This window comes from Synechococcus sp. B60.1, from assembly GCF_047462555.1.
GTDB lineage: Bacteria > Cyanobacteriota > Cyanobacteriia > Thermostichales > Thermostichaceae > Thermostichus.
Window position 1 is genome coordinate 3762 of record NZ_JANSJN010000003.1, and the last position, 23184, is coordinate 26945.

Below are 23184 nucleotides of genomic sequence, written 5' to 3' on the forward strand. Positions count from 1 at the left end.
CCACTAGGCTAAGAGTAGTCTCAAAGCCGTTTTGCAGCAGGTGACCCATGTCCAAGGCAAAGATCGCACTGGACTTTCAGGCGCGGATCCCTCCCGGTTATCTCAACCTGATGGGATATGTGGACGAATCGGAAGTGAATGGGCCAGGCCGGCGCGCCGTGGTCTGGGTGCAGGGCTGCCTGCGGGAGTGTCCGGGCTGCTTCAACCCTGCTTCTTGGCCGTTTGAGGTCAACCAACTGGTGAAGATCACCGATCTGGCCGAGCAAATCCTCAGTAACCCCAGAAACGAGGGAGTGACCTTCTCAGGAGGGGAGCCCTTCTGGCAGGCTCCCGCCCTGGCCAGCTTGGCGCGGCTCCTGAAGGCGAAAGGGCTAACGGCGATGGCCTTCAGTGGATTCACGCTGGAAGAGTTGCGATCCCCCCAGGCTCCCCCCGGCGCCCAAGAGCTGTTGCAGGAGCTGGATATTTTGGTGGACGGGCCCTATCTGCAATCCCAGGCCATTCGCTCCCCCCACTCGCTGGTCTCTTCCCGCAACCAGCGGGTACATGTCTTTAACCCTGCCTTGGAAAACCAACTGAATTGGGCCAGCGACCAGGTGGAAATCCATATCCTCAAAGATGGAACCCGCATCGTCACCGGCTACGGCGGGCAGTTTCTCTTCGACGAGTCCGAGCGAGGCTAGCGCGCCTCCCCAGGGATCCCCTATCCCCCCACCCGCAACGGCTCGCGGCGATAGGCGGGCAGTTGCCAGCACATCTCCAGCCAGTTTTTCAGCTCCTCCGGCTGGCCCATGAGGCTCATTTCCACCAGCAAAATGGCAGCTCGATCGCCAGCTCCTTTGGATCCCAGACGAATCAGGGCAGACAGACTTTCTTCCCGCCAGCAGACGGATACCCCCTGCCGGATCAAGGCCCGAGCTGCAACGGCAATGCAGGAGGGTGGCACCTGGATATCTCGCCGCTCGTAATCGATAGTAGGCAGCATGAACGGCAACCCAAATCTTTATTATGTTTTAATCTTCTTCCCTTTTTGCCGGCTTATCCTGGGTCTTTGCGAATTGTGAAGTGATCTTTTGTAAACTTTTTGATACCGAGTAACATCATCTGGGGGTCTGAGAAAAAGGACGGGGATCCCTGCAGAAAGCTTAAAAGATAGCAGCCGTTTCTCAGCTCGACCTTCTCACAGCCGCGAGAATGGCTGCATTGGCAGGAGATGGAGAGATGCGAGCAGAAGGTTGGGAAAGCCGGGTGGGTCGCTGGTTGCCCAAAGCTACCCTTGTGGGAGTGGCGTTGATCCTGGTGGCGGCGGGCAGGCCGCTGCGCTTGGTGGGCAACGGTGAGAATATGGTGCTGTTTACCTGGGGTGGGGGAGTGAGTCCGACTGCTTTGCAGCCAGGGCTGCATTGGGTGCCGCCTTTTGTCTCGCGCACCGTTACCTTCGACGTAAAAACTCAGGCTCTGACCTGGAAGGACAACGACCCGACTGCTTATGCGCCGCGGCTGGTGGCCCTCTCTCAGGATGGGCAGCAGATTGCGGCTGAAGCGACGCTGCAATTTCGTATTCTCGATGCCCCCAAGGTCTACACCCAACTGGGGGAGAACTACTTGGATCGCATCGCCCCCATCGTCCGGTCGGTCATCTTGAATGAGACCAGCGGCTTTTCCGCCCAAGCTCTCTATTCCACCGAACGCCCGCTGCTTCAAGGACAAATTCGCGAACGGGTGGCCCTTTTGCTGAAGGAATACGGCATCGAGGTTTTGGACTTTCTGCTGCGGGATGTGGATTTCGATCCCGATTTTGTAGCCGCTATTGAAGCAAAAACTATCGCCGAAAACCAACTGGCGCAAAAACAATTTGAGATCGAGCAGGCGCGCCAAGATGCCCGCAGCATCATTGCTCAAGCCGAGGCAGAAGCCGGCCAATTGCGAGCCAAGGCCCAGGCCCTCACCCAGAATCCCAAGTACCTAGAGGTGGTGAAAGCCTCGGTTCTGGGATCCCGGCTGGAAACTTTGATAACCAAATAGAAAACCTAATAGAAAAAGGACTCCGTCCCGCTGACGCGAACAGTTTTCGGGCCTGGCCCCATCTGCTCCAGCTCTTCCCTCAGACCTCAAAACGGGATCAGCCACTATGTATTCAACAGAAGAAGCACACCAGAGTAAAGTTGGTTGGCTAACTTTGGGCGGGATTGCCCTCTTGGCAGCTTTGGGGATGCTCCGCGCCTGCCTGTATGTCACTTTGCCCGGCCATGCCACTGTGGTGTTTAATACCCTTTCTGGGTTGCAAAAGGGGCGGGTAGAATTGCCGGGAGTGATGTTCCGGATCCCGGGGATCGAGACGCCAATCACCTACAGCGTGCTCACCCGCGTTTGGGAGTTTACCAACGACCCCCACTCGGCCAATGCCATCAGCAATGCCATTGCAGTAAACACGGCGGACGGGCAGGCCTTTGCCGTCGATGTGGCCATTGCCCTCAAGCCCAACCTTGCCACTTTGGACGAGCTGCACGCCACCATCGGCGAGAAGTATCTTTCCACAGTGGTGGTGCCGGTGGTGCGCTCCAAGATCCGCGATATCTCTGCTTCTTTCGATTCCGAAGATTTTTACCGCAAAAGCCAGCGCACAGCCATCGAGCAGCGGGCCCTGGACTTGATCCGCCAAGAGATGCCCACCGTCAACCGCGATGGCCAAGCCCTGCCCCTGATCCAGGTAGAGGGCCTCTTTCTGGGCAACCCCGATTTTCCACAAGCCCTGCGAGATTCCATTGAACGCAAACAGGTGGCCTCGATTACGGCACAAACAGCAGCAGTGCGGGCGCAAATTCAACAAAAAGAAACCGAGCGGCTGTTGATCCTAGCGGCAGCCAACCAGCGGGCCATCGAGCTAAAGGGACAGGCGGCAGCGGAAAACGCGCAACTGGCGGATCTGCTGTTTTACGAAAAGCTGCAGGAGCGCATCCAAAACCCGGCGGACTCACTGCCACCTCTGCGCATCATTCGCGTCGAGGGGGATGCCACCGTGTTCCTCAACGTGGATCCCCGACAGGCAGCCGCGCAACAGGCCCAATAGTCAGGCCTGGCCACCCCGTCGGAGCTCCCAAGGCAGGGTGGGGTGGTGGGCAGCCGGCTGCGCCTTGGCCACAACAATCACCCCGGCCACCGGGATCCCAGCGGCAACCAAGACCTGCTGCGCTGCTTGAACGGTGGAGCCGGTGGTGTAGATGTCATCCACCAACAGAACTGGGGTGGCGGGAGCGTGCTGGAGGGCAAAGGCGCCTGCCAGATTTTGCTGGCGTTGCAGCGGGTTGAGCTCATATTGGGCCGCCGTGGCCCGCACCCGCACCAAAGCTTCAGGTAAATGTCTTAGACCCGTCCGCTCACAAAAGGCTTGGCTAATCAGGGCCGCCTGATTGTAGCCCCGTTGCCGCAGGCGCTCCGCATGCAGCGGGATGGGGACGACCGTATAGTCCGAGCCGTAGGCCCTACGAGAGCCTGAAGAGGGTTGCCGGCTTTCGAGCCAACGGGATCCCAGCCATTCCCCCAAAACCGTGCCTATGCGCCGCTGTCCTTCATATTTCAGGCAATAGAGAGCCCTGCGCAGCGCTCCCCGGTGGATCCCCCAAGCATAAAGCGGCCAAGGCGAAGTGGTGACCGGCCAAGAGTCGAGCCGCTCCGCCTGCAACCGCCTCTGGCAATCTCGACAAAACACACCCCTAGCGGGGCGCTGGCAGAGCGGACAGGGAAGCGCAATCCACCAATCCAGCCACTCCATGGCCAAGTTCCACGGCTAGCCTCAGTCTAGCCGAAAGGGGAGGGCTAGAGAGCTGACAAAGTTGACGGCGGGATCCCTGCTTGCTAGGATTAGGTACTGCTGAATCATCAAGACTAGCCCTTGTAGCCAACCCATGCCCACCATTCAGCAACTCATTCGCGAAGAGCGCAAGGCTGCCACTCGCAAGACCAAGGCACCTGCCCTGAAAGGATGTCCGCAGCGGCGGGGAGTTTGCACCCGAGTGTACACGACAACGCCCAAGAAGCCCAACTCGGCTTTGCGGAAGGTGGCACGGGTTCGCCTCACCTCTGGCTTTGAAGTTACTGCTTACATCCCCGGCATTGGCCACAACCTACAAGAGCACTCGGTGGTTATGATTCGCGGCGGGCGGGTCAAGGACTTGCCTGGCGTGCGCTATCACATTATTCGGGGCACGCTCGACGCCGCAGGAGTGAAAGACCGCAAGCAAGGCCGCTCCAAATACGGGGCAAAACGGCCCAAGCCTGGCCAAGCGCCGGCCGCCACTGGCAAGAAGAAATAACAGCTTCCTCTAAACGTCAGCCTTTGTATCCTGCCTTCAGCTTCTAAGCAAGTTCCACAGCTCCTATGTCTCGCCGCAACCGTGCCCCTCGTCGTGACGTACCCCCGGATCCCAAGTACGGGAGCCGTTTGGTTACCATGCTGATCCGCAAGTTGATGATGAGGGGCAAGGCTTCTCTTGCCGCCAGGATCCTCTACGACGCCCTAGAGATTGTGCGAGAGCGCACCGGTCAGGATCCGCTACCTGTACTGGAAAGTGCTGTTCGCAACGCTACCCCCTTGGTGGAGGTGAAAGCGCGGCGGGTGGGTGGCGCTACCTATCAGGTGCCTGTGGAGGTAAGAGCAGAGCGAGGAACCTCGTTGGCGCTGCGCTGGCTAGTCACCTTTTCCCGAACCCGTCCAGGGCGCACCATGTCTGCCAAGTTAGCCAATGAGATTATGGATGCGGCCAACGAAACCGGCAACGCCATCCGCCGGCGAGAAGAAGTCCATCGCATGGCCGAGGCCAACAAAGCCTTTGCCCACTACCGCTACTGAGCCCTGCTGGCCGAGCGAAGGAGGATGTTGCTGGGATCCCTTCCCATCTGCTGAGATCTGGGCTGGATCTGGAGGAGAAGGGGCAAAAAAAGACTAGAATTGTAAAGGTTTTTTTAGTTTGCCCGAGTCGCAGGGCGACGAGGATTGGGAGGTTGACGTGGCACGCACAGTTCCCCTGGAACGAGTTCGAAATATTGGTATCGCGGCCCACATCGATGCCGGCAAGACCACGACCACAGAGCGGATCCTCTTCTATTCCGGTCTGGTGCACAAGATTGGCGAGGTTCATGAGGGAACCACGGTAACCGACTGGATGGCTCAGGAACGGGAGCGGGGCATCACCATCACGGCCGCGGCCATCACCACCCGTTGGACCAAGCGGGATCCCAAAAACCCCTCCCAACCTCTCGCTGGCGCGCCGGAATACACCATCAACATCATCGATACGCCAGGGCACGTGGACTTCACCATCGAGGTGGAGCGATCGATGCGGGTGCTGGACGGGGTAATCGCCGTCTTCGACTCGGTGGGGGGCGTGCAGCCGCAGTCGGAAACCGTCTGGCGGCAGGCCAACCGCTACAACGTGCCCCGCATCGCCTTCGTCAACAAGATGGATCGCATGGGGGCCAATTTCCTTAAGGTTTATAACCAGATTCGGGAGCGCCTCAAAGCCAACGCCGTGCCCATCCAACTGCCCATCGGGGCCGAAGACGAGTTTCGCGGCATCGTCGATCTGGTGCGCCTGCAGGCCAATATCTACATGGATGAGATCGGCAAGGACATTCGCCCTGCCCCTATCCCCGAAGAGATGAAGGATCTGGTGGCGGAATACCGGGCCAAGCTGGTGGAAGCGGTGGCCGAGACCGACGAGGCCCTAATGGAGAAATACTTTGCCGAGGAGGATCTGAGCGAAGCCGACCTCATGGCTGGTCTGCGCAAAGGCACCATCAGCGGCCAAATTGTGCCCCTGCTGTGCGGCTCTGCCTTCAAGAACAAGGGTGTGCAGATGCTGCTGGACGCGGTGGTGGACTACCTCCCTTCTCCCATCGATATTCCCGCCATCAAGGGGGTACTGCCGGACGGGTCGGAGGTATCGCGCAAGGCCAGCGATGACGAGCCCTTCTCCGCTCTGGCCTTCAAGCTGATGAGCGACAAGTACGGAGACCTCACCTTTATCCGCGTTTACTCTGGGGTGCTAACCAAGGGCACCTATGTGCTCAACTCCACCAAAAACAAAAAAGAGCGCATCTCCCGCCTGGTGGTGCTCAAAGCGGACGAGCGTCTAGATGTAGATGAGCTGCGAGCAGGCGATCTGGGAGCTGTGTTGGGCCTGAAAGATACCACCACCGGAGACACCCTCTGCGACGAAAACGCGCCGGTAATCCTGGAGTCCCTATATATCCCCGAGCCGGTGATCTCGGTGGCCGTCGAGCCCAAGACCAAGGCTGATATCGACAAACTCTCCAAAGCGCTGCAGGCCCTGGCCAAGGAGGATCCCACCTTCCGCGTCTCGGTGGATCCAGAGACCAACCAAACCATCATCTCCGGCATGGGCGAGCTCCACCTGGAGATTCTGGTGGATCGGATGCTGCGGGAGTTCAACGTAGAAGCTAACGTGGGCAACCCCCAAGTGGCCTACCGCGAAACCATCCGCAAGCCAGTTAGCCGCGTGGAAGGAAAGTTCATCCGCCAGACTGGCGGCCGCGGCCAGTACGGCCATGTGGTCATCGACCTGGAGCCAGCAGAACCGGGTACGGGGTTCGAGTTTGTCTCCAAAATTGTGGGTGGTGTCATCCCCAAAGAGTACATTCCGCCCGCCGAGCAAGGGATCCGCGAAGCCTGCGAGTCCGGGGTCTTGGCTGGCTATCCTCTGATCGATATTCGCGTCACCCTGGTGGACGGCTCCTACCACGAGGTGGACTCCAGCGAAATGGCCTTCAAGATCGCCGGCTCGATGGCGCTGAAGGAGGCTGCTCGCAGAGCCAACCCCGTCCTGCTGGAGCCAATGATGAAGGTGGAGGTGGAAGTTCCCGAAGCCTTTGTCGGGGATGTTATTGGAGACATCAACGCCCGTCGCGGCCAGATGGAGGGGATGAGTACAGAGGGTGGCATCTCCAAGGTCAATGCCAAGGTTCCCTTGGCGGAGATGTTTGGATATGCCACCGACATCCGCTCCAAAACTCAAGGGCGGGGCATCTTTACGATGGAGTTCAGCCACTACGAGGAAGTTCCTCGCAGTATTGCCGAAGCCATCATCGCCAAAAGCAAAGGAAGTGGAGTAACCAACTGAAATTAAAAGGAAGTGACGATTCATGGCACGCGCTAAGTTTGAACGTACCAAGCCGCACGTCAACGTTGGCACCATTGGTCACGTCGACCACGGTAAGACGACGTTGACCGCCGCCATCACTATGACCTTGGCTGCTTTGGGTCAGGCCACAGCCAAGCGGTATGACGAGATCGACGCGGCGCCAGAGGAGAGAGCCCGCGGTATTACCATCAATACTGCCCACGTGGAGTACCAGACGGAGAAGCGTCACTACGCCCACGTGGACTGCCCCGGCCACGCTGACTACGTGAAAAACATGATCACGGGCGCAGCCCAGATGGACGGGGCCATCCTGGTGGTCTCGGCGGCCGATGGGCCAATGCCGCAGACGCGGGAGCACATCCTGTTGGCCCGTCAGGTGGGGGTACCCAGCTTGGTGGTCTTCCTCAACAAGGTGGACATGGTGGACGACGAGGAGCTGCTGGAGCTGGTGGAGCTGGAGGTGCGGGAGCTTCTCTCCAAGTACGACTTCCCCGGCGACGAAATCCCAATTGTCAGGGGATCCGCTCTCAAGGCTCTGGAAAGGATGCAGGCCAACCCCAAAACCCAGCGGGGTGAGGATCCCTGGGTGGACAAGATCTACGAGCTGATGGATGCGGTGGACTCCTACATTCCGACGCCGGAGCGGGATGTAGACAAGCCCTTCCTGATGGCAGTGGAAGATGTCTTCTCGATCACCGGTCGCGGTACGGTGGCCACAGGCCGGATCGAGCGGGGCCGCATCAAAGTTGGCGAAACCGTGGAGCTGGTGGGATTGCGAGAAACCCGTTCCACCACCGTTACCGGTCTAGAGATGTTCCAGAAGACCCTGGACGAGGGGATTGCTGGCGACAACGTCGGCGTGCTGCTGCGGGGTATTCAGAAGAACGAGGTGGAGCGGGGTATGGTGCTGGCCAAGCCCAAGACCATTACTCCTCACACCCAGTTCGAGTCGGAGGTTTACGTCCTCAAGAAGGAAGAGGGCGGACGTCACACTCCCTTCTTCGCTGGCTATCGTCCTCAGTTCTACGTGCGTACCACCGACGTCACCGGCACCATCACTTCCTTCACGGCTGACGACGGCTCTAAGCCGGAGATGGTGATGCCCGGCGACCGTGTCAGGATGACGGTAGAGCTGATCCAGCCCATCGCCATCGAGCAAGGGATGCGCTTTGCCATTCGCGAGGGCGGTCGTACCGTAGGGGCCGGTGTGGTCTCTAAGATCCTGAAGTAAGCGGCTTTCTCCTGGCAGGGATTGGGCGCTGGTCACTCCAGGCAAGCTCGATCCCTGCCATTTTTTTGAGTACACCCTACCTTCTCTCTGACTATGGCTACCTTGACGCAACAGAAAATTCGGATCCGCCTAAAGGCCTACGACCATCGGCTGCTGGATACTTCCTGCGACAAAATTGTGGACACAGCCCGCCGTACGGAGGCTGTGCCGGTTGGCCCGATCCCTTTGCCGACGCGGCGTCGCCTCTACTGTGTGCTGCGTTCCCCCCACACGGATAAGGATTCGCGGGAACATTTTGAAGTTCGCACCCACCGCCGCATTATCGACATCTACTCCCCCTCTTCCAAAACCATCGATGCTTTGATGAAGCTGGATCTGCCAGCAGGGGTAGACATCGAGGTGAAATTGTGAGGCTCCGCTTGGGGATCCAGCGCTAGGTGAGGCAAGGGGGCAGGTGGTGACAACAGCGGTCGAGCAAGAAGGACGAGAAGAGGGCGCCGCCATTGGTGAGGGGACGGCGGCTCCTGAGCCCATCCCGGTCTTGGTGGTGGGAGCTTTGGGCAAGATGGGGCGGGAGGTGGTGCGGGCGGTGGCCCAAACCCCCGACATGAAGTTGGTGGGGGCGGTGGCCCGTTCCCAGTTGGGCGCGGACATTGGTGAGGTGTTGGGCCTGGGATCCCTGGGAGTAGAGATTACCGAGGATCTGGCAGGTCAGTTGCTGCGGCTGTCGCAGCGGAGTACCCGAGGTGTCATGGTGGACTTCACCCATCCGCGCTCCGTGTATGAAAATGTCCGCTCGGCCATTGCTTTTGGGGTGCGGCCGGTGGTGGGGACGACGGGCCTGACGTCGGAGCAGGTGGAGCGGCTGCGGGATCTGGCAGACAAGTCCGGTGTGGGCTGTCTAATCGCGCCCAACTTTGCCATCGGCATGATCCTGCTGCAGCAGATGGCTCTGCAGGCGGCCCAATATTTCGATCACGTGGAGATTGTCGAGCTGCACCACAACCGCAAAGCCGATGCCCCCAGCGGCACGGCTCTACAGACAGCGCAACGGCTGGGACAACTGGGCAAAGCCTTTAACCCGCCCGAGGTGGAAGAAAAGGAGCTGCTCCCCGGCTCGCGGGGAGGGATCCCCGGCCCCAATATCCCCATCCACAGCGTTCGCCTGCCGGGGCTAGTCGCCCACCAGGAGGTAATCTTCGGCGGCATGGGGCAGACGTTGACCTTGAGACACGACATCACGGATCGGGTGGCTTTCATGCCGGGAGTGATCCTGGGCATTCGCAAGGTGCTGCAGCTCAAGGGGCTGGTCTATGGCTTGGAGCAGGTGTTGAGCTAGCTGCTCAGGGGCGGGATCCCAGCCTCGTCCAGGATGTGCGGGATGAGGTGTTCGGCCTTGACGGCCATGAGGTGTACGCCGTGACAGATCTGGCGAGCCTGGCGCACCTGTTCGGCAGCAATGCGGATCCCTTCTGCCAGGGGATCGGGGGCATCGGCCAGCCGCTGGATGATGGCGTCCGGGATCTGCACCCCCGGCAAGTTGCGGTTGATGAAAAGGGCGTTTTTGGCGGATTTGAGCAGGAAGATGCCCGCCAGGATAGGCTTGCCGGCGGGGCGGCCCAGCTTGTCCATGAAACGCTCCAGTTGCTCGAAGTCGGTCACCATCTGGCTTTGGAAAAACTGGGCTCCGTTCTCCAGCTTGCGGTGGAAGCGCCGCTCCAGGCCGGAAAAGCTGCCGGACTGGGGTTCTACCGCTGCTCCGGGGAACAGGCAGGTGCCGCCGTCGGGGAGGGGCTTGCCGTTGCAGTCGAGGCCGTTGTTGAGGCGTTGGATAAGCTGCAGCAGGCGCACCGATTCCAGGTCAAAGACCGGGCGGGCGTCGGGACAATCGCCGATGTGGATGGGATCCCCGGTGAGGGCCAACACGTTGCGCAGGCCGAGGGCGGAAGCTCCCAACAGATCTCCTTGCAGAGCCAAGCGGTTGCGATCCCGACAGGCCAGTTGCAGGATGGGCTCAATGCCCGCCTGATGCAACAGCAGTGAGGCGGCCAGGGGGCTCATGCGGGCCATGGCACGGTTAGAGTCCGTGACGTTGATGGCATGCACCCGACCCTTGAGCTGCTGGGCAAGAGACAGCAAGGTGCTGGTGTCGGATCCCTTGGGGGGGGTGATCTCAGCCGTGAGCAGAAATTCCCCCCGCTGGATGGCTTGGGCAAAGCGCGACGGCGGTGAGCAGGTCAGGGCCACAATTCTGGGAAGACTGAAAGAAAAAGCAGTGGGTTGGCCTATTATCGACTGTTTTGGGAGGGTTTTTCCAGCCTAGGCGCTGCTCCATCTTTTCTCAGGGCTTGGCTGAGGGCGAAGGGCTGGGCAGGGGCTGCACCCGCATTTCTCCCAGCCAGAGGGGGGGATCCCCTTGGTGCAAACGCTGCTGCCAGTTTGTCGCCGCCGCGGGCGGGATCCCCTGCGGACCCAGGGCCCAGCTCCAGCCAATCACCTGGGGCCACCGCCGGGCTTCCAAGCCTTCCAAAAAGGACTGGGCAGCTTCTGCGTCGGGGGGCAGGCCGCTGAGAATCAGGGGCAACTGGGGGTTAAAGGCCACAAGGCGACGGTAGAATGCTTCAAAAGCCTCAGGATCCCCCTTCACCTCCAGGCTCAGCCAGTCCACCCCTGGCAAGGCGGCCCAGGCAGACGCTGCCTCGTTATCCGCTCCCTCCAGCTCTAGAACCCAGAGCAAATTGGCATCAGAGCGCAGGGTTTGTATCAGGTGACGGTAGGCCCGTCGTTGCAGCTCGGTATCCCCGTCCCCAGCAGCTATGGCCAGGATAATCGGGGTAGCAAAGCGCTGGATGCCCCGGGCCCAAGAGCGCAAGGTCTCATCCTGTTCGCCCGCAGCCAGGGAAGAGAGGTGGGCCGGCTGCAGCCGCAGGCGCAGGTAGGGAACGGAGCCGCTCTCCCGCAGCCGATTGGCCAGGGGCTGGGGAAAATCCTGCCGCGGATCCCAGAGGTGCTCCACCGCTGCCCAGGCAGGGGGCTGGCCGATGGCCTGGCGATAGGACAAGAGCTGCTCCCAAGTTGGCATGCCCGACCAAATGACCCCATGATACAGCCGGCCCGTGGGGGGCGGCAGCGGCCTGCCCCGCTGAAAAGGGGCAGAATCGGGCGGGATGGGGGAGGTGAGGACAACCTGCAGCCGCAGAGACGGTGAGGGGGCAGGGGCGTCGGCCTCCGGTAGGGAGAAAGGGAAACTCCACGTGCGCTCCTCGAACCGACCTTGAGTAATCTGGCGGGCATAGAAGTCCTGAGGGGGCGGCAGCGGCTCGAGAGCCTCTTCCCCTAAGAAGGCTTTTTGGACGGCTAGGCGCACCCCCTCGCCAGGGTGAATCAGAGGCGTGGTGGTATCCAGGTGAAAGCTGCCGCTGAGGCGGGTAAAGGTCTTGTGGGGCTCAACTCGGAAAGAGAGCGTGAGCTGGTCAGGCCGATAGGTGCCCACGGCGGGGGAGGAAGGGGTGGGGAGCGGGGATCCCCCCGGCTGCTCTGCCAAGCTCTCGCAGTCGGTGCAGGGAAGGAGAGCCTGCGGGTGGAGAGCGATGGGAGCCTTGCGGGCGGATTGCAACTGCTCAGATGTGATCACAAAGCTGGCCCAAAGGTGCTTCAAGCGGGGATCCCGGCCGGGTGGAATATCGGAGAAAGTTCGCCCTGGGGGTGTAGCCGTGCGTGTGCCGGCAGCCGTGCCATCTAGGGGCACCGTGGAGAATGCGTCGCTGGAACATCCCCCCAGCAACACCAGCGACAGGATTAGCGGCAGAGTCCCTAGGAGCAGGGGCCTAACGCTGGGTTGTAGCGGCGGCGATCCCCAAACCATGAACTCACCTCAATACACCACCCCTCCGCGTCCGCTTGGCAGCGGCTAGAGGGATTCTCGCCCAGCAGCCTCAGCCTTGGGTTTGATCCCGATCACAACTTGGCCACAGCAGAGCCCGCCGGCACCGCCCAAAGGCGAGCTCAAGGGGTTGAGCTCCGGCAACAGCCGGCTACCCCTGCGGCACTGCCGCCGCTTCCGGGTAGATGACCAACATTCCCTCGTAGAGGATTTGGCCGGGCTGCAACTCCAGGCGATCGATGCGCACGCCTGGATCTAACTGAATGGGAAAATCCGCCAGGCCGGGGATGGGGATCTCCTGCCCTTCGCTCACCCACAGGGGATTGACCAGCCGCAACTGGTTGGGGCCCTGGGCCTGTAGCCCGGTTAGCACCGTAACCGGCACCTCCACCCCCTCGGGAGTCACCAATTGGGCCTGGATGCGCAGCCGATTTTGCTCCAAGGTGACCTGGGGCTGGCGGATCAAGAAGGGCACCGCTTGACCTCCAAAGGGCAGTTGCACCTGTGCCTGGGCCAGTTGAGACTGGATGAGGGGAGTCTGAAGGGTGCGGTTAAGATCGTCTTCGGTGAGGCGCAAGCTCACCTGCACCGGCACGGGCGCCAACAGTTGCAGGGGGCTACGTCCTTGGATGGCTTCCCCTACATTGAGGCGAATATCCTGGCCCTGCAGCCGCAGGTGGCTGACCTGGAATCCCTGATAGATAAGGTTGTCTCCCGACACCTGGGCCTGGGGGATCTGGCCGTTCAAAATCTGGGCGTCGGAACCGGCGATCTGCACCTGCAAGTTGTCGACCTGCTGCACCTCAGAGCGAATCCAGGCGGCCACCAAAGGGCTGAGCAGGGATCCGGCAATCTGGGCAAATCCGGGCCAAGGCCAAAACATAGTGGGCAAGCCAAGCAGCAGTGCCAATCCTAGCCGCTGCCCTGCTGGCGAGAGCCGCTGGCGGCGACGGGCTGCAAGAGAAGAGGGATCCGGGGCAGGCCGACGGCAAGACGGGAACAGCACGGGGTACCTCAGGAGCGACGACAGGCAACATTTCTCTGGCCAAACTATGACTAGGCTAAGGCAGGACTGCTCCACCGAACAGAGGGATCCCCCGCACACTTGGAGGAGCTACCCATCCGTCAACTGCCACCAAAGATACCCCAGCCGCAGGTAGTGAAGCCGCAGCCAGGGGAAAGGGAAAACGCGCGGCGGCTGGCGAAAGAGGGCGCTAATCTGGGGTCGGACGCCGGCCACCTCCTGGGCTAGGATTTTGCCCGCCCACACCGCTGTGGCCACGCCGCTGCCATGGTAGGCCAGGCCATACCACAAGCTGGAATCCGTCGGCGAAGAACCGATATGGGGGTGAAGCTGCCGCGAAAGGCAGACCAGGCCGTTCCAAGCGTACTCGATCTCCACCCCCTCCCAGGCGGGAAAGAGACGGTAAAGCTGCCGAGTCATCCAAGCCTGCAGGCGCTGTCGTTCTGCCGGAGTATTGCGGGTGCCGCCCCGCCCCCCAAACAGCAGGCGCCCGTCCGGCAGGAGACGGTAGTAGAACAGCAGCCGTCGTGTGTCGTAGATTGGCGTCGGATCCCACCAGCCCTGAGCCCTTCGCTCTGCAGGCGTCAGAGGCCGGGTGACCAGAATGTTGGAAAGCACCGGCAGGAGGGATCCCGCCAGTTGGGGATACAGAGCCCCTGGAGTGTAGCCATTGGTGGCGATAACCAGGTGCCGCGCCCGCACCGTTCCCCCCGGCGTATGGCAGAAGTGTTGGGATCCCGTCTTTTCCCAAGCGACAACAGGGCTGGCGCTGTGCAATCGCGCCCCCCACCTTTGAGCTGCCTGGGCTAGCCCTTGGATAAGCTTGAGGGGGTTGAGGCCAAACCCCACTCCGATGTGCAGAGCGCCATGGTTCTCTTGGCTATCGAAGCCCCGTTCTCGCAGCTCCTTGGGACTGAGGAGCTGGGCCGGGTAGCCGGCCACCTGGGTGTAGATTTGGTACTCGGCCTCCAATTCCCGCCAAGCGCTGGGGCGGTGGGCCACCGCGTACCAACCTTGACCCTGGGCATCTAGGGAAAAGCCCTCGGTAGTAGCCAGCTCTTGGACGGTTTCTACTGCCTGCCGCTGATCCCGGTAGTAGCGCTCCGTCTCTGCCAGGCCTATCCGCCGTACCATCTGGGTGTGGGTAAGGTAGCTCGCCCCCACGCCGCAGAAACCGCCGTTGCGCCCCGAGGCCCCCCAGCCCAGGGATCCCGCCTCCAGCAGACAGGTCGAGATACCGTGATCGCGGGCCAGGTGCAGGGCCGTCGACAGCCCCGTCAATCCTCCCCCCAGGATAGCCACCTCGGCCTCAACCGAGCCTTGCAAAGGCGCCGGATATCGCCAACTGGGATCCGCGATCGTGCTGTCCCAGTAGCTGCCAACCGGATAGGAGGGATCGTAAGTGCTGGCCGGATAAAGAGTTGTTTTCAAGCCAAAAATCATACAATCAGACAAAAGCAGCAGCTCAGCAGGTGGTCAGAGATGATGGCGCGGAGGGTACTCCCGTAGGCCAGGGCGGATCCCAGCCAAACCACCGCCACCATGGTCAGAAGCAAAGATATCCAGGCTCCTTTTTCCCGCAGACAGCCCTTGCCCCCCGGCTCAGAGCTCTCGGAAAGCAGTACGTCTACCCTTGGCTCGGAAAATCCAGAGGCCAGAACTAGCACCTACAGCCGTGGGTCATTTGCCAAGTAGCTTCACCAGCAGAATGCCGAACAAGTACAGGAACGTCACGGCGCCAGCCAAGAGACTTTGGGTGAGGGGATCCGTCGAAGGCGTGAGAACGGCTCCCGCCACCACCGAACCCAGGACAACATAGCGCCAACCCTTGAACATCTGCTCAGCAGTTACCAGACCCAAGGCTCCCAGCAGCGCCTGCAAAATCGGCACCTGAAAGGCCAAGCCAGTGCTGAACATCAGCAGCAGCACAAACTCAAAGTAGCGGTCGATGGACCAAGCCTGATCCACCACCCCTTCGCCATAGCGAATGAAGAAGTTGAGCGCCGCCGGAATGAGGAGGTAATAGGCGAAGACCAAGCCAGCCACAAACAAAAGGCTGGATCCCAACACCACCGGCCCCAGCAGCCTGCGCTCCTTCACGCTCAGCCCCGGCAAGACAAAGCGGGCAATTTGGTAAAGCACAAAGGGCGTGGCCAAGAGCAGCCCCGAATAGGCCGCCACCTTCATAGAGACGAAAAAATACTCGCCCGGCGCCAGTTGCAAGAAGGTCACCCCTTGAGCAGGCACCTCCAGCAGGGCGACGATGCGGTTCACCACCAGAAAACAGGCGACGATACATAAGGCCACCGCAATTACACTGGCCAAGAGGCGGCTGCGCAACTCCTCCAGATGCTCCATCAAGGTCATCTCGACCTCGTAGGGAAACTCCGGATCTGGCACCCGAGCAGGCTCAGGCGTTGACGGAGCTTGCTGCGAGGATTCGGTCTCAGAGGCAAGGGTCATGGGCCGACGGGTAACGAAACCTTTCCCGCTATCTTAGCCCTGCCCCCCCCTCAAGGAAAAGCGCCCGCCCACCACATGCTTCTCTTGCCAAGATGCTCCTGGCAGGGACATCCTCTGCCGCTAAGCCCTGCCAGGCGGGAGCTGCCACTGCCCAAAGTTTCTGCTTCACCAGACTAGCATCCTTCCTAGTCAGAAAACGGTTGCCCCACGGCCCTGAGCCATCTCCCTGGCGCAAGCAGCCGCAAAGTTCCCCCTTCAGGTGTCATGCCAGGTCAGCAAGTCCGTCGTTCCCGCGAGCGGTTCCTAGACTTGCAGTAATCCTCTCTTTTTAGACTGCCCACCCGGCATCTACAGCCCCTTTGAGTCCAGCTAGCTAGCTGAGCTTTTGAATGGGCGCGATGCGGGGATCCAAAATTTTTCGGCCAACGGCGGGAAATTTCACGGCCAAGGTAACCTGGTCGCCACTACCAAAGATGTGAGTAATTTGCCCCTGGCCAAATTTGGGGTGTTGCAGGCGATCTCCCACCGCCCACTGCTGGGGGCCCTGACGGCGAGCGGTCTTGGCCTTGGGCGTGGCCGCAGCCATGTTGTCCGCGGAGAACGAAAGCCCCCTGCCTCTCTCCCATTGGATCAGCTCTTGGGGCAGCTCACTCAAAAATAGAGAGGGGATGGCAGATTCGCGGTTGCCGTAGAGCCGCCGTTCGCTGGCGTGGCAGATAAACAATTGCTCGCGGGCGCGGGTGATGCCCACGTAGCAGAGGCGCCGTTCCTCTTCCAAAGCAGCGGGATCCTCCAAAGCCCGAAAATTGGGAAATAGTCCCTGCTCTACCCCCACCAAAAATACGACCGGGAACTCCAGCCCTTTGGAAGCGTGCAACGTCATCAACGAAACTTTCTCAGCTCCCTCCTGAAGGTTGTCCAAATCCGAAGCCAAAGATACATTGCTCAAGAAAGCCTCAAGGCTGGCCTCCTCCTGTTCTTCTTCAAATTGACGGGCGGCGTTGTAGAGCTCCATTACGTTGGCGACTCTTTCCTCAGCCTCTCCCTGGGCCTTGAGATCTGCCAGATAGCCAGAATCCCGCAGCAATGCTTCCAAAAGAGTGGCAGCAGAAACCTGAGCCACTTGTTTGTGCCAATGTTCGATGAACCGGACAAACTGGATGACCGGCTTGGCGGAACGCCCCACCAAGTTGGTTACAGCAGCCTCGTCGCTGAGGAGAGTCCACAGGGGCACATTTAAGGCAGCCGCCGCTTCGGTTAGCTTGTCCAGAGTCGATTTGCCGATACCCCGCCGCGGCACATTGATAATGCGCAACAGGCTAAAAGAATCGGCAGGGTTGAGCACAACCCGCAAATAGGCCAGCACATCCTTAATCTCTTTGCGATCGTAAAATCGCGGCCCGCCCACCACGGTGTAAGGGATCCCCCAGCGCAGCAGAACCTCTTCAAAGGGGCGAGACTGGGCATTGGTGCGGTAGAGAATGGCAAAATCTCCCCAGGAAAAGTTGGGATTTTGGCTGTGTAACCTGCGGATGGTGTTGACTACAAACTCAGCCTCAGCGATCTCGTCCTCCGCCTGGTAGCAAACGATGGGATTGCCCAAGGGGCGAGTTGGCCGGAGAACTTTATCAATGCGCTCGGTGTTTTTCTCAATGAGGACGTTAGCTGCCTGCAAAATAGTAGCTGTAGAGCGATAGTTTTCCTCCAGCTTGATCAGGGTGCGGGTATCGTCATCTGGGAGGCCATCGCCAAAGGTCTCTTGAAACTCCAGCAAAATGGTGAAGTCTGCCCCACGAAAGCGATAGATGCTTTGATCTGCATCTCCCACGACAAAGATCGACCGGTTTTTCCAATCCAACTGAGATCTGCGGGTCTCGCCGTTGGTGACCAGCAGCCGGATCAGCTCATACTGGGTGCGGTTGGTGTCTTGGTACTCGTCCACTAGAATGTGCCGGAAGCGCTGGTGCCAGTAAGCCAAGACCTGCTCATTTTGGCGAAACAGCTGTACCGGGATCCAAATTAAGTTGTCGAAGTCGAGGGCGTTATTGGCCGCCAGTTGATCTTCGTAGAGCTCGTAAACCTGAGCCAGGATGCGGCCCCGGAAGTTGGGCTGGTGGCGCTCCAGATCGGCGGGAGTCCAACCCTGGTTTTTGGCCTTGCTGATGGCGTACCGCACCGATCTTGGATCGAACTGGCGCTCATCTAAATTGAGTTGCTTAGTTACAATCTCTTTAACCAGGGATTGGGCGTCCGACTCATCGAAAATTGAGAAGTCACGAGTCCACTTGCGTCCCTTGGGATCCTGGTACTTTTCAATCTCCAGGCGCAAGACTTGGGCAAATAGGCTGTGGAACGTGCCGATCCAGAGGGGCTTAATCCAGCGGCGGTAAACGCTGGACTTCAAGCGCGTTGCCTGGGCCGGCTCCAGTTGCGCAAGTGGGATCCCAAACTGCTCCTGTGCCTCCTGCTCGGCAAAAAGCTGCTCGATGCGCTCCTTCATTTCGCGGGCGGCCTTGTTGGTGAAGGTAACAGCCAAAATCTCCTCCGGATCCACCCGATAGTGGCGGATGAGGTAGGCGATGCGGTGGGTAAGGGTGCGCGTCTTGCCGGAACCTGCCCCCGCCACCACCAGCAAGGGGCCGCAAAAGTGTTGCACCGCTTGGCGTTGAGAAGGATTGAGGCCATCCAACAAGGAGCCAGAAGTCATATCTGCCGCCAACGAGAAACTGCTTTCCATTATGGGCGCAGGCTGGCTGGCAACCCAACAGGCTTGGGAAGCCCAAAAGGTACTCTAGAGCGCCAAAGCTAAAGATGAAGATTAGTTAAGATTTGGCCAGCTCACCCCAGAACTTGCTGCTATGAAACGAGTTTTGCTTAGTTGCGGGGCCCCACCTAATTGCTGCCCGCTTGGCTTTCCAAAAAGACTGATCGCTTTGGGGGTTGCTACCTTTGCTCTCCTCTCCGCGGGCCCGTTGGCTCCAGCTCAAGCCGGCAACTGCCCCAGCAAGGGCAGTCCCAACGCCTCTCTTGATCTCAAGCTGGAAAGCGTTGCCGGGGATCCACTTGACTTAAGCAGTTCCGACGGCCTGCAGGTGCTGATCTTGACCAACAGCCAAACTCGCTCCCAAGCGGAGGCCCTCTCCAAAAGTTTGGCCCTGGAGTTTGGGCAAAATCCCCGCCTGCGCCAGATCGTGCTGATAGACGGCAGGGGGCTGCTGCTGGTGCGCAATTTGGTTTTGCAGGCCATTCGAGACAGCGTGCCGACGGATCCCCGCTTGGTTTCTCCGTTTGTCTATGTCTCGGTCGATTTCGAGGGATCAGCCATCCAAAAACTGCAGGAGGTGGCTGCCGAGGTGCTGCCCGGGATCGATTTTCGCCGCCAGGCCGCCTTGCTGCTTTTGGACAGTCAAGGCACCCTCCTGAGCGGGTTCGCCGATCTGGAGCAATCTAACCTCCGCATTCGCCAGTGCATTCGCACGCGCGTTTGACGGCCTTGGATCCCGCTTTTCCCCTGCCTCTTCCCAACCGCTAAACTGGTTTAGCAGAGCTATGGACAACCTTAAAACGGCTGGGTGCCGGGATCCATGCGCCACCAGCTCAAGACCTTAAACCAAATCCTCGACTACAAGCTAGCCGATCTGCGGCTGTTTGGCCGCGCCGAGCTGAAGGGTCAGGTGCTGAATGTGCTGCTGGAACGGCTGCCCGGCGATGTGGTGGACACGCTGCAGGTGATGGAGGTGGTGCGCAGCGCTGTCGAGGCCTCACTGCTGCAGGGGTTGCGCAAAGTCAACGTCTACCTCTGGTGCCGTGGTCAAACTGAAGCAGCGCCGGAGTGGAGTGAAAGCTTTGTGGTTGAGCCGTTGACCCTGAGCAGGCCGGAGGGAGCTTGGAGCCGCGCCTCCAGCTACCGGCAAGACTATCCCACCATGCGGGTGCTGCTTTTTGGCTTGGGCCTTTGCCTGGGTGGCCTCTACCTGCTGGGCTGGGAGCGGACGAGCGGGATCGACTGGATCCCAGTGGCGTTGGCCTTCGGCTTGGGGGTGATCTTCCCCTGGCTCAAACGCTCCCTCAACCAGTGGGTTCATCCTCTGTTCCTACGCCTCGGCCTGGGGCTGGGGCTGGTCTTGTTGGGCCTGGCAGTGGCGTTGATCTGGCGGCAGGGTTGGAGCACTGCCTATGGGATTCTCACCCTGCTGGCTCTTCTCCTGCTGGGGCTGGGATCCTGAGACCTCTCAATCGGCGGTGGTGCCGCTGAAAACGGGCAGGGCTGGCCCTGTCATCCACACGTGTTGGGTGTCAAGATCCCAGCGAACCTCCAGGCTGCCTCCCGGCAGCTCTACCGTGGCTTGGGGCTTGGCCCGCTCTTCCAAGACGGCAGCTACTAGGGCGGCACAAGCCCCTGTTCCACAGGCCAGCGTCGCCCCTGCCCCTCGCTCCCAAACCCGCAGCCGCAGGCGGTTAGGGCTGAGCACCTGCACGAATTCGGTGTTGGTGCGCTCCGGAAAGGCGGGGTGATGCTCAAACAGGGGGCCTACCCTTTCCAGATCCAGCTCTTCCAGGGATCCCTCCTCCTCGAGAAAGACCACGCAATGGGGGTTGCCCATGCTCACCGCCGTCACCGGCCACTCCCGCCCGGCCACTGGGAGCGGTTGCCGAATCACCTTCTCCTCTGGCCCGGCCAGCGTGGTGGGAATCTGCTGGGCCAACAGGCGAGGGATCCCCATGTCCACTGTCACCAGGCCATCGGGCTGCACCCGCGGCACAATCCGCCCCGCCAAGGTGTGGATCTGGTAGGCACCATCCTGAGCGGGGATCCCCAGATCCTGTAAAAAGCGGGCCAAACAGCGGATCCCGTTGCCGCACATTTCCGCCTCCGAGCCGTCGCTGTTGAACAGGCGCATGCTGAAATCGGCCCCCACCTGCCCCGGCAGCAGGAAGATAACCCCATCTGCCCCCACGCCAAAGCGGCGGTTGCACAGGGCAACGGCCTCTTCTGGAGTCAGACAGGGCTGGGACTGGTGGCGGTTGTCCACCAAGATGAAGTCGTTCCCCAGGCCTTGGTATTTGTGGAAGGGGAGACGAGAGGGTAACCGAGCAGGCATGCACTGGAACCGCAAAACGACCGGCTTCAATCCTCGTGCATCTCGTAGGGATCCTGCAAGTTTTTGGCAGGGGGGCCAAAGGCCGTGTAGATGGCAAAGGCGGTGATGCAGATGGTTGTCGCCGCAATGGCCACAACCAGCGAAAGGGTGGATTCCATAGCTAACTCTTCAATTCTGAGAGAATCTCCCTACATATTACACAAGTTTACAATTCATTGCCGGCGGCAAAGGGAAGTGACCAGATTCTGTTAGCGTGATTTTAAAAGGAGGCTGTCTGGCTGGGATCTGCCGCCGTGCTGACCTCCGACTGGGTAAACCTGTCCTCTCTTTGACCTAGCGCGAGAACCTATGGCTATTCGTACCAAACTGGGCGATCTGCTGCGTCCCCTCAACTCGGAATACGGCAAGGTGGCCCCTGGCTGGGGCACCACACCTCTGATGGCGGTCTTTATGGTGCTGTTTGGCATCTTTTTGCTGATCATCCTGCAGATCTACAACAAGTCGCTGCTCCTGGAAGACATCAACGTCTCCTGGGAGAGCCTCAGCTTCTAGTTCTTCTGGCTGCCGCGGGCTGTCTAGGTGGTGTACTCGGCGTTGATGCGTACGTAGTCGTAGCTGAGATCGCAGCCCCAGGCAACGCCCTGGCCAGATCCCTGGTGGAGATCCACGGTGAAGACTACTGGGTCTCCTTTCTTTAGGTACTCGGAGGCTGCCTGGCGATCAAAAGCCAAAGGCATTCCCCCCTGCAACAGCAGAAAATCCCCCAGGCGAACCTCCAAGCGACGGCTGTCAAAGGGGATCCCAGACCGCCCAGCAGCGGCGGCCACTCGTCCCCAGTTGGGATCATTGCCAAAAACTGCTGCCTTCACCAGGGGAGAGCTGGCGATCACGCGGGCCATCTGCCGGGCCGACCTATCGTTGGGAGCTCCCTGCACCCGGATCTCCAGCAGCTTGGTGGCCCCTTCCCCATCGCGGGCAATGGCCTTGGCCAGGTCAATGCAGACCTGAACGACCATCTCCGCCAGAGTCTGGGCCGCTTCCGTGCTGGCCTGCAGGGGGGGGATCCCGCTTTGGCCATTGGCCAGGGCCAGTACCATGTCATTGGTGCTAGTATCCCCGTCCACGGTGATTTGGTTAAAGCTGAGGTCGGCAGCCTGCTGGAGGAGCTGCTGCCACAGGTGGGGATCTACAGCCGCGTCGCAGGTCAAGAAAGCCAGCATCGTCGCCAAGTTGGGGTGGATCATGCCGGATCCCTTGGCAATGCCTCCCACCCGGATGGTGTAGCCGTCGATCTCGGCCTCTAGGGCTGTACTCTTGGTTACCAGGTCAGTGGTGAGGATGGCGCGGGCGGCGCTCTCTCCTCCTGTGGGCGAGAGGCTGTCGATCAGGCGGGGCAGGGCTGCCTCGATTTTGGCCATTTCCAATTGCCGCCCGATCACCCCTGTCGAGGCAGTGAGCACCTGTTGGGCCGGGATCCCCAGCCGTTCTCCTACCCAGAGAGCCAGTTGGGTGTTGTTGCGCTCCCCTTCTTCTCCTGTACAGGCGTTGGCTTGGCCGGCGTTGCAAAGGATGGCCCGCACCGGTTGCCCTTGGGCGAGGATCCTTTGGTTATAGGTAACACAAGCGGCCTTGACCTGGTTGGTAGTGAAAACGCCAGCTCCCACTGCATTGCAGTCAGAGACGATCAAAGCCAGATCGGCAGCTCCAGAGGGCTTGAGGCCGGCAGCCACGCCAGCAGCGCGGAACCCTCGTGGGGCGGTAACGGCGCCTGCAACCCGTTTAAATTGGGATCCCATAGATTCTGGGGCTAAGGGGTGATCGGCATTATCATACCGGCTTGCCGCTCAGACCGGGGTTCAGGGTCAGGGCTGGCAACTGGCAAGTTTTGCCCAAGAAACTCTCTGGAAACCACATCTGAGGGAGGGCGGGGGTTGACCCTCCCACCGCCTAAAGGTGGGGAATTCTTACGCCGTTCAACAACGAACTCGTAAAGACGCTGTCAAGACACCTCTAGACAGTTCCTTGAGGCAAAGCTCCAAGGTTCTGCTTGCTTTTCTGTTCGCGTCAGCGGGACGGAGTCCTTGCAGGTTGGCTGAGATGTTAGTCTCTCCCGGACGCTTGCCACTGGCTGAGTTTTTCACCGTTTTAGGGGCTCGCCTGGGAACAGTACCACCTTGGTAGCAACCATACCATTGATGAGCAACTAAAGTTGCTGACGGGATTTTCCGTCCCGCCCTCAAGTCCAGGGCTACCCAGCTATCCCTCTGTGTTTTTTAATGGTACTGAGCGTCCTTCTCTTTCTGGATGGAGAAGGGATCCCT

23 protein-coding genes are annotated in these 23184 nt (G+C 60.1%); 12 read left to right on the top strand and 11 right to left on the bottom strand.

The genetic code is table 11. From position 1 onward, the window contains the following. Positions 1–47 precede the first annotated feature (47 nt). On the top strand, positions 48–683 hold the full coding sequence (locus NW863_RS00635) for a 4Fe-4S single cluster domain-containing protein (RefSeq protein WP_414363843.1): 636 nt from the start codon (positions 48–50) through the stop codon (positions 681–683). Positions 684–703: 20 nt separating this feature from the next. Here the strand turns inward: NW863_RS00635 and NW863_RS00640 are convergent, their stop codons facing one another. Next, positions 704–985 (bottom strand): hypothetical protein, encoded by a 282-nt coding sequence (locus tag NW863_RS00640; RefSeq protein ID WP_414333483.1) that lies wholly within the window; start codon positions 983–985, stop codon positions 704–706. A gap of 236 nt (positions 986–1221) precedes the next feature. Here NW863_RS00640 and NW863_RS00645 point away from each other — a divergent pair, with 236 nt between their 5' ends. Both NW863_RS00645 and NW863_RS00650 read left to right on the top strand, forming a co-directional pair. Beyond that, positions 1222–2025, top strand: coding sequence for a prohibitin family protein (locus NW863_RS00645; protein WP_414338532.1), 804 nt, complete (start codon positions 1222–1224; stop codon positions 2023–2025). A 106-nt stretch (positions 2026–2131) separates the two neighbouring features. Beyond that, positions 2132–3070, top strand: coding sequence for a prohibitin family protein (locus NW863_RS00650; RefSeq protein ID WP_414363844.1), 939 nt, complete (start codon positions 2132–2134; stop codon positions 3068–3070). On the opposite strand, the gene NW863_RS00655 is transcribed toward NW863_RS00650, so the two are convergent. Then, a complete protein-coding gene (locus NW863_RS00655) occupies positions 3071–3772 on the bottom strand; it encodes a ComF family protein (RefSeq protein WP_414363845.1) in 702 nt (233 codons plus the stop codon). 133 nt (positions 3773–3905) lie between these two features. On the opposite strand from NW863_RS00655, the gene rpsL reads away from it, so the two are divergent. The 6 genes from rpsL to dapB all read left to right on the top strand — a co-directional run bounded on the left by rpsL (position 3906) and on the right by dapB (position 9730). After that, positions 3906–4313, top strand: a complete 408-nt coding sequence (gene rpsL / locus NW863_RS00660) for a 30S ribosomal protein S12 (protein ID WP_414363846.1) — start codon at positions 3906–3908, stop codon at positions 4311–4313. 65 nt (positions 4314–4378) lie between these two features. After that, positions 4379–4849 (top strand): 30S ribosomal protein S7, encoded by a 471-nt coding sequence (gene rpsG / locus NW863_RS00665; protein ID WP_414363847.1) that lies wholly within the window; start codon positions 4379–4381, stop codon positions 4847–4849. A gap of 157 nt (positions 4850–5006) precedes the next feature. Continuing rightward, entirely contained in the window at positions 5007–7139 is a 2133-nt protein-coding gene (gene fusA / locus NW863_RS00670) for an elongation factor G (protein WP_414363848.1), read from the top strand. A gap of 22 nt (positions 7140–7161) precedes the next feature. After that, positions 7162–8391, top strand: coding sequence for an elongation factor Tu (gene tuf, locus NW863_RS00675; protein ID WP_414363849.1), 1230 nt, complete (start codon positions 7162–7164; stop codon positions 8389–8391). 93 nt (positions 8392–8484) lie between these two features. Further along, on the top strand, positions 8485–8802 hold the full coding sequence (gene rpsJ, locus NW863_RS00680; RefSeq protein ID WP_011430161.1) for a 30S ribosomal protein S10: 318 nt from the start codon (positions 8485–8487) through the stop codon (positions 8800–8802). Positions 8803–8893: 91 nt separating this feature from the next. Beyond that, positions 8894–9730: a 4-hydroxy-tetrahydrodipicolinate reductase gene (gene dapB / locus NW863_RS00685; protein WP_414363875.1), complete on the top strand. Its 837-nt coding sequence runs from the start codon at positions 8894–8896 to the stop codon at positions 9728–9730. Here the strand turns inward: dapB and NW863_RS00690 are convergent. The 6 genes from NW863_RS00690 to pcrA form a co-directional block, all read right to left on the bottom strand. After that, positions 9727–10638, bottom strand: a complete 912-nt coding sequence (locus NW863_RS00690; RefSeq protein ID WP_414363850.1) for a methylenetetrahydrofolate reductase — start codon at positions 10636–10638, stop codon at positions 9727–9729. The two genes, dapB and NW863_RS00690, sit on opposite strands and share 4 nt — an antisense overlap. Positions 10639–10732: 94 nt before the next feature. Next, positions 10733–12256, bottom strand: a complete 1524-nt coding sequence (locus NW863_RS00695; protein WP_414363851.1) for a hypothetical protein — start codon at positions 12254–12256, stop codon at positions 10733–10735. Between the two features lie 169 nt (positions 12257–12425). Beyond that, positions 12426–13280 (bottom strand): DUF2993 domain-containing protein, encoded by an 855-nt coding sequence (locus NW863_RS00700; RefSeq protein WP_414363852.1) that lies wholly within the window; start codon positions 13278–13280, stop codon positions 12426–12428. Positions 13281–13388: 108 nt separating this feature from the next. Next, positions 13389–14729, bottom strand: a complete 1341-nt coding sequence (locus NW863_RS00705; protein ID WP_414363853.1) for an NAD(P)/FAD-dependent oxidoreductase — start codon at positions 14727–14729, stop codon at positions 13389–13391. 249 nt (positions 14730–14978) lie between these two features. Then, positions 14979–15761: a twin-arginine translocase subunit TatC gene (tatC, locus tag NW863_RS00710; protein WP_414363854.1), complete on the bottom strand. Its 783-nt coding sequence runs from the start codon at positions 15759–15761 to the stop codon at positions 14979–14981. Positions 15762–16134: 373 nt separating this feature from the next. Beyond that, positions 16135–18468, bottom strand: a complete 2334-nt coding sequence (pcrA, locus tag NW863_RS00715; protein WP_414363855.1) for a DNA helicase PcrA — start codon at positions 18466–18468, stop codon at positions 16135–16137. 265 nt (positions 18469–18733) lie between these two features. Between pcrA and NW863_RS00720 the strand changes: the two genes are divergently transcribed. Together NW863_RS00720 and NW863_RS00725 are read left to right on the top strand one after the other, a co-directional pair. Then, the gene (locus NW863_RS00720; RefSeq protein ID WP_414363856.1) at positions 18734–19249 is read left to right on the top strand and encodes a hypothetical protein; all 516 of its coding nucleotides are present in this window, start codon (positions 18734–18736) and stop codon (positions 19247–19249) included. A 96-nt stretch (positions 19250–19345) separates the two neighbouring features. Continuing rightward, the gene (locus NW863_RS00725) at positions 19346–19987 is read left to right on the top strand and encodes a hypothetical protein (RefSeq protein WP_414363857.1); all 642 of its coding nucleotides are present in this window, start codon (positions 19346–19348) and stop codon (positions 19985–19987) included. A 6-nt stretch (positions 19988–19993) separates the two neighbouring features. Here NW863_RS00725 and dapF read toward each other — a convergent pair whose 3' ends face one another. Both dapF and psbN read right to left on the bottom strand, forming a co-directional pair. Next, positions 19994–20863, bottom strand: a complete 870-nt coding sequence (dapF, locus tag NW863_RS00730) for a diaminopimelate epimerase (protein ID WP_414363858.1) — start codon at positions 20861–20863, stop codon at positions 19994–19996. Positions 20864–20889: 26 nt separating this feature from the next. Beyond that, positions 20890–21021 carry a photosystem II reaction center protein PsbN gene (psbN, locus tag NW863_RS00735; RefSeq protein WP_414363859.1) on the bottom strand — a complete coding sequence of 44 codons (132 nt, stop codon included), beginning with the start codon at positions 21019–21021 and terminating at the stop codon, positions 20890–20892. A 190-nt stretch (positions 21022–21211) separates the two neighbouring features. Between psbN and psbH the strand changes: the two genes are divergently transcribed. Beyond that, positions 21212–21415 (top strand): photosystem II reaction center phosphoprotein PsbH, encoded by a 204-nt coding sequence (gene psbH, locus NW863_RS00740; protein WP_011430181.1) that lies wholly within the window; start codon positions 21212–21214, stop codon positions 21413–21415. Positions 21416–21438: 23 nt separating this feature from the next. Here psbH and argJ read toward each other — a convergent pair whose 3' ends face one another. Further along, complete coding sequence (argJ, locus tag NW863_RS00745; protein ID WP_414363860.1) at positions 21439–22659, bottom strand: bifunctional glutamate N-acetyltransferase/amino-acid acetyltransferase ArgJ; 1221 nt, start codon at positions 22657–22659, stop codon at positions 21439–21441. Positions 22660–23184: the final 525 nt, after the last annotated feature.

Bases quoted from the DNA above. Each gene is read 5' to 3' on its own strand.
- NW863_RS00695 (WP_414363851.1), bottom strand. From the start codon at position 12,256: ATGGTTTGGGGATCGCCGCCGCTACAACCCAGCGTTAGGCCCCTGCTC.
- rpsL (WP_414363846.1), top strand. From the start codon at position 3,906: ATGCCCACCATTCAGCAACTCATTCGCGAAGAGCGCAAGGCTGCCACT.
- tuf (WP_414363849.1), top strand. From the start codon at position 7,162: ATGGCACGCGCTAAGTTTGAACGTACCAAGCCGCACGTCAACGTTGGC.
- NW863_RS00640 (WP_414333483.1), bottom strand. From the start codon at position 985: ATGCTGCCTACTATCGATTACGAGCGGCGAGATATCCAGGTGCCACCC.
- psbN (WP_414363859.1), bottom strand. From the start codon at position 21,021: ATGGAATCCACCCTTTCGCTGGTTGTGGCCATTGCGGCGACAACCATC.
- NW863_RS00635 (WP_414363843.1), top strand. From the start codon at position 48: ATGTCCAAGGCAAAGATCGCACTGGACTTTCAGGCGCGGATCCCTCCC.
- rpsJ (WP_011430161.1), top strand. From the start codon at position 8,485: ATGGCTACCTTGACGCAACAGAAAATTCGGATCCGCCTAAAGGCCTAC.
- dapF (WP_414363858.1), bottom strand. From the start codon at position 20,863: ATGCCTGCTCGGTTACCCTCTCGTCTCCCCTTCCACAAATACCAAGGC.
- tatC (WP_414363854.1), bottom strand. From the start codon at position 15,761: ATGACCCTTGCCTCTGAGACCGAATCCTCGCAGCAAGCTCCGTCAACG.
- NW863_RS00725 (WP_414363857.1), top strand. From the start codon at position 19,346: ATGCGCCACCAGCTCAAGACCTTAAACCAAATCCTCGACTACAAGCTA.
- psbH (WP_011430181.1), top strand. From the start codon at position 21,212: ATGGCTATTCGTACCAAACTGGGCGATCTGCTGCGTCCCCTCAACTCG.
- NW863_RS00645 (WP_414338532.1), top strand. From the start codon at position 1,222: ATGCGAGCAGAAGGTTGGGAAAGCCGGGTGGGTCGCTGGTTGCCCAAA.
- NW863_RS00655 (WP_414363845.1), bottom strand. From the start codon at position 3,772: ATGGAGTGGCTGGATTGGTGGATTGCGCTTCCCTGTCCGCTCTGCCAG.
- argJ (WP_414363860.1), bottom strand. From the start codon at position 22,659: ATGGGATCCCAATTTAAACGGGTTGCAGGCGCCGTTACCGCCCCACGA.
- NW863_RS00650 (WP_414363844.1), top strand. From the start codon at position 2,132: ATGTATTCAACAGAAGAAGCACACCAGAGTAAAGTTGGTTGGCTAACT.
- pcrA (WP_414363855.1), bottom strand. From the start codon at position 18,468: ATGACTTCTGGCTCCTTGTTGGATGGCCTCAATCCTTCTCAACGCCAA.
- rpsG (WP_414363847.1), top strand. From the start codon at position 4,379: ATGTCTCGCCGCAACCGTGCCCCTCGTCGTGACGTACCCCCGGATCCC.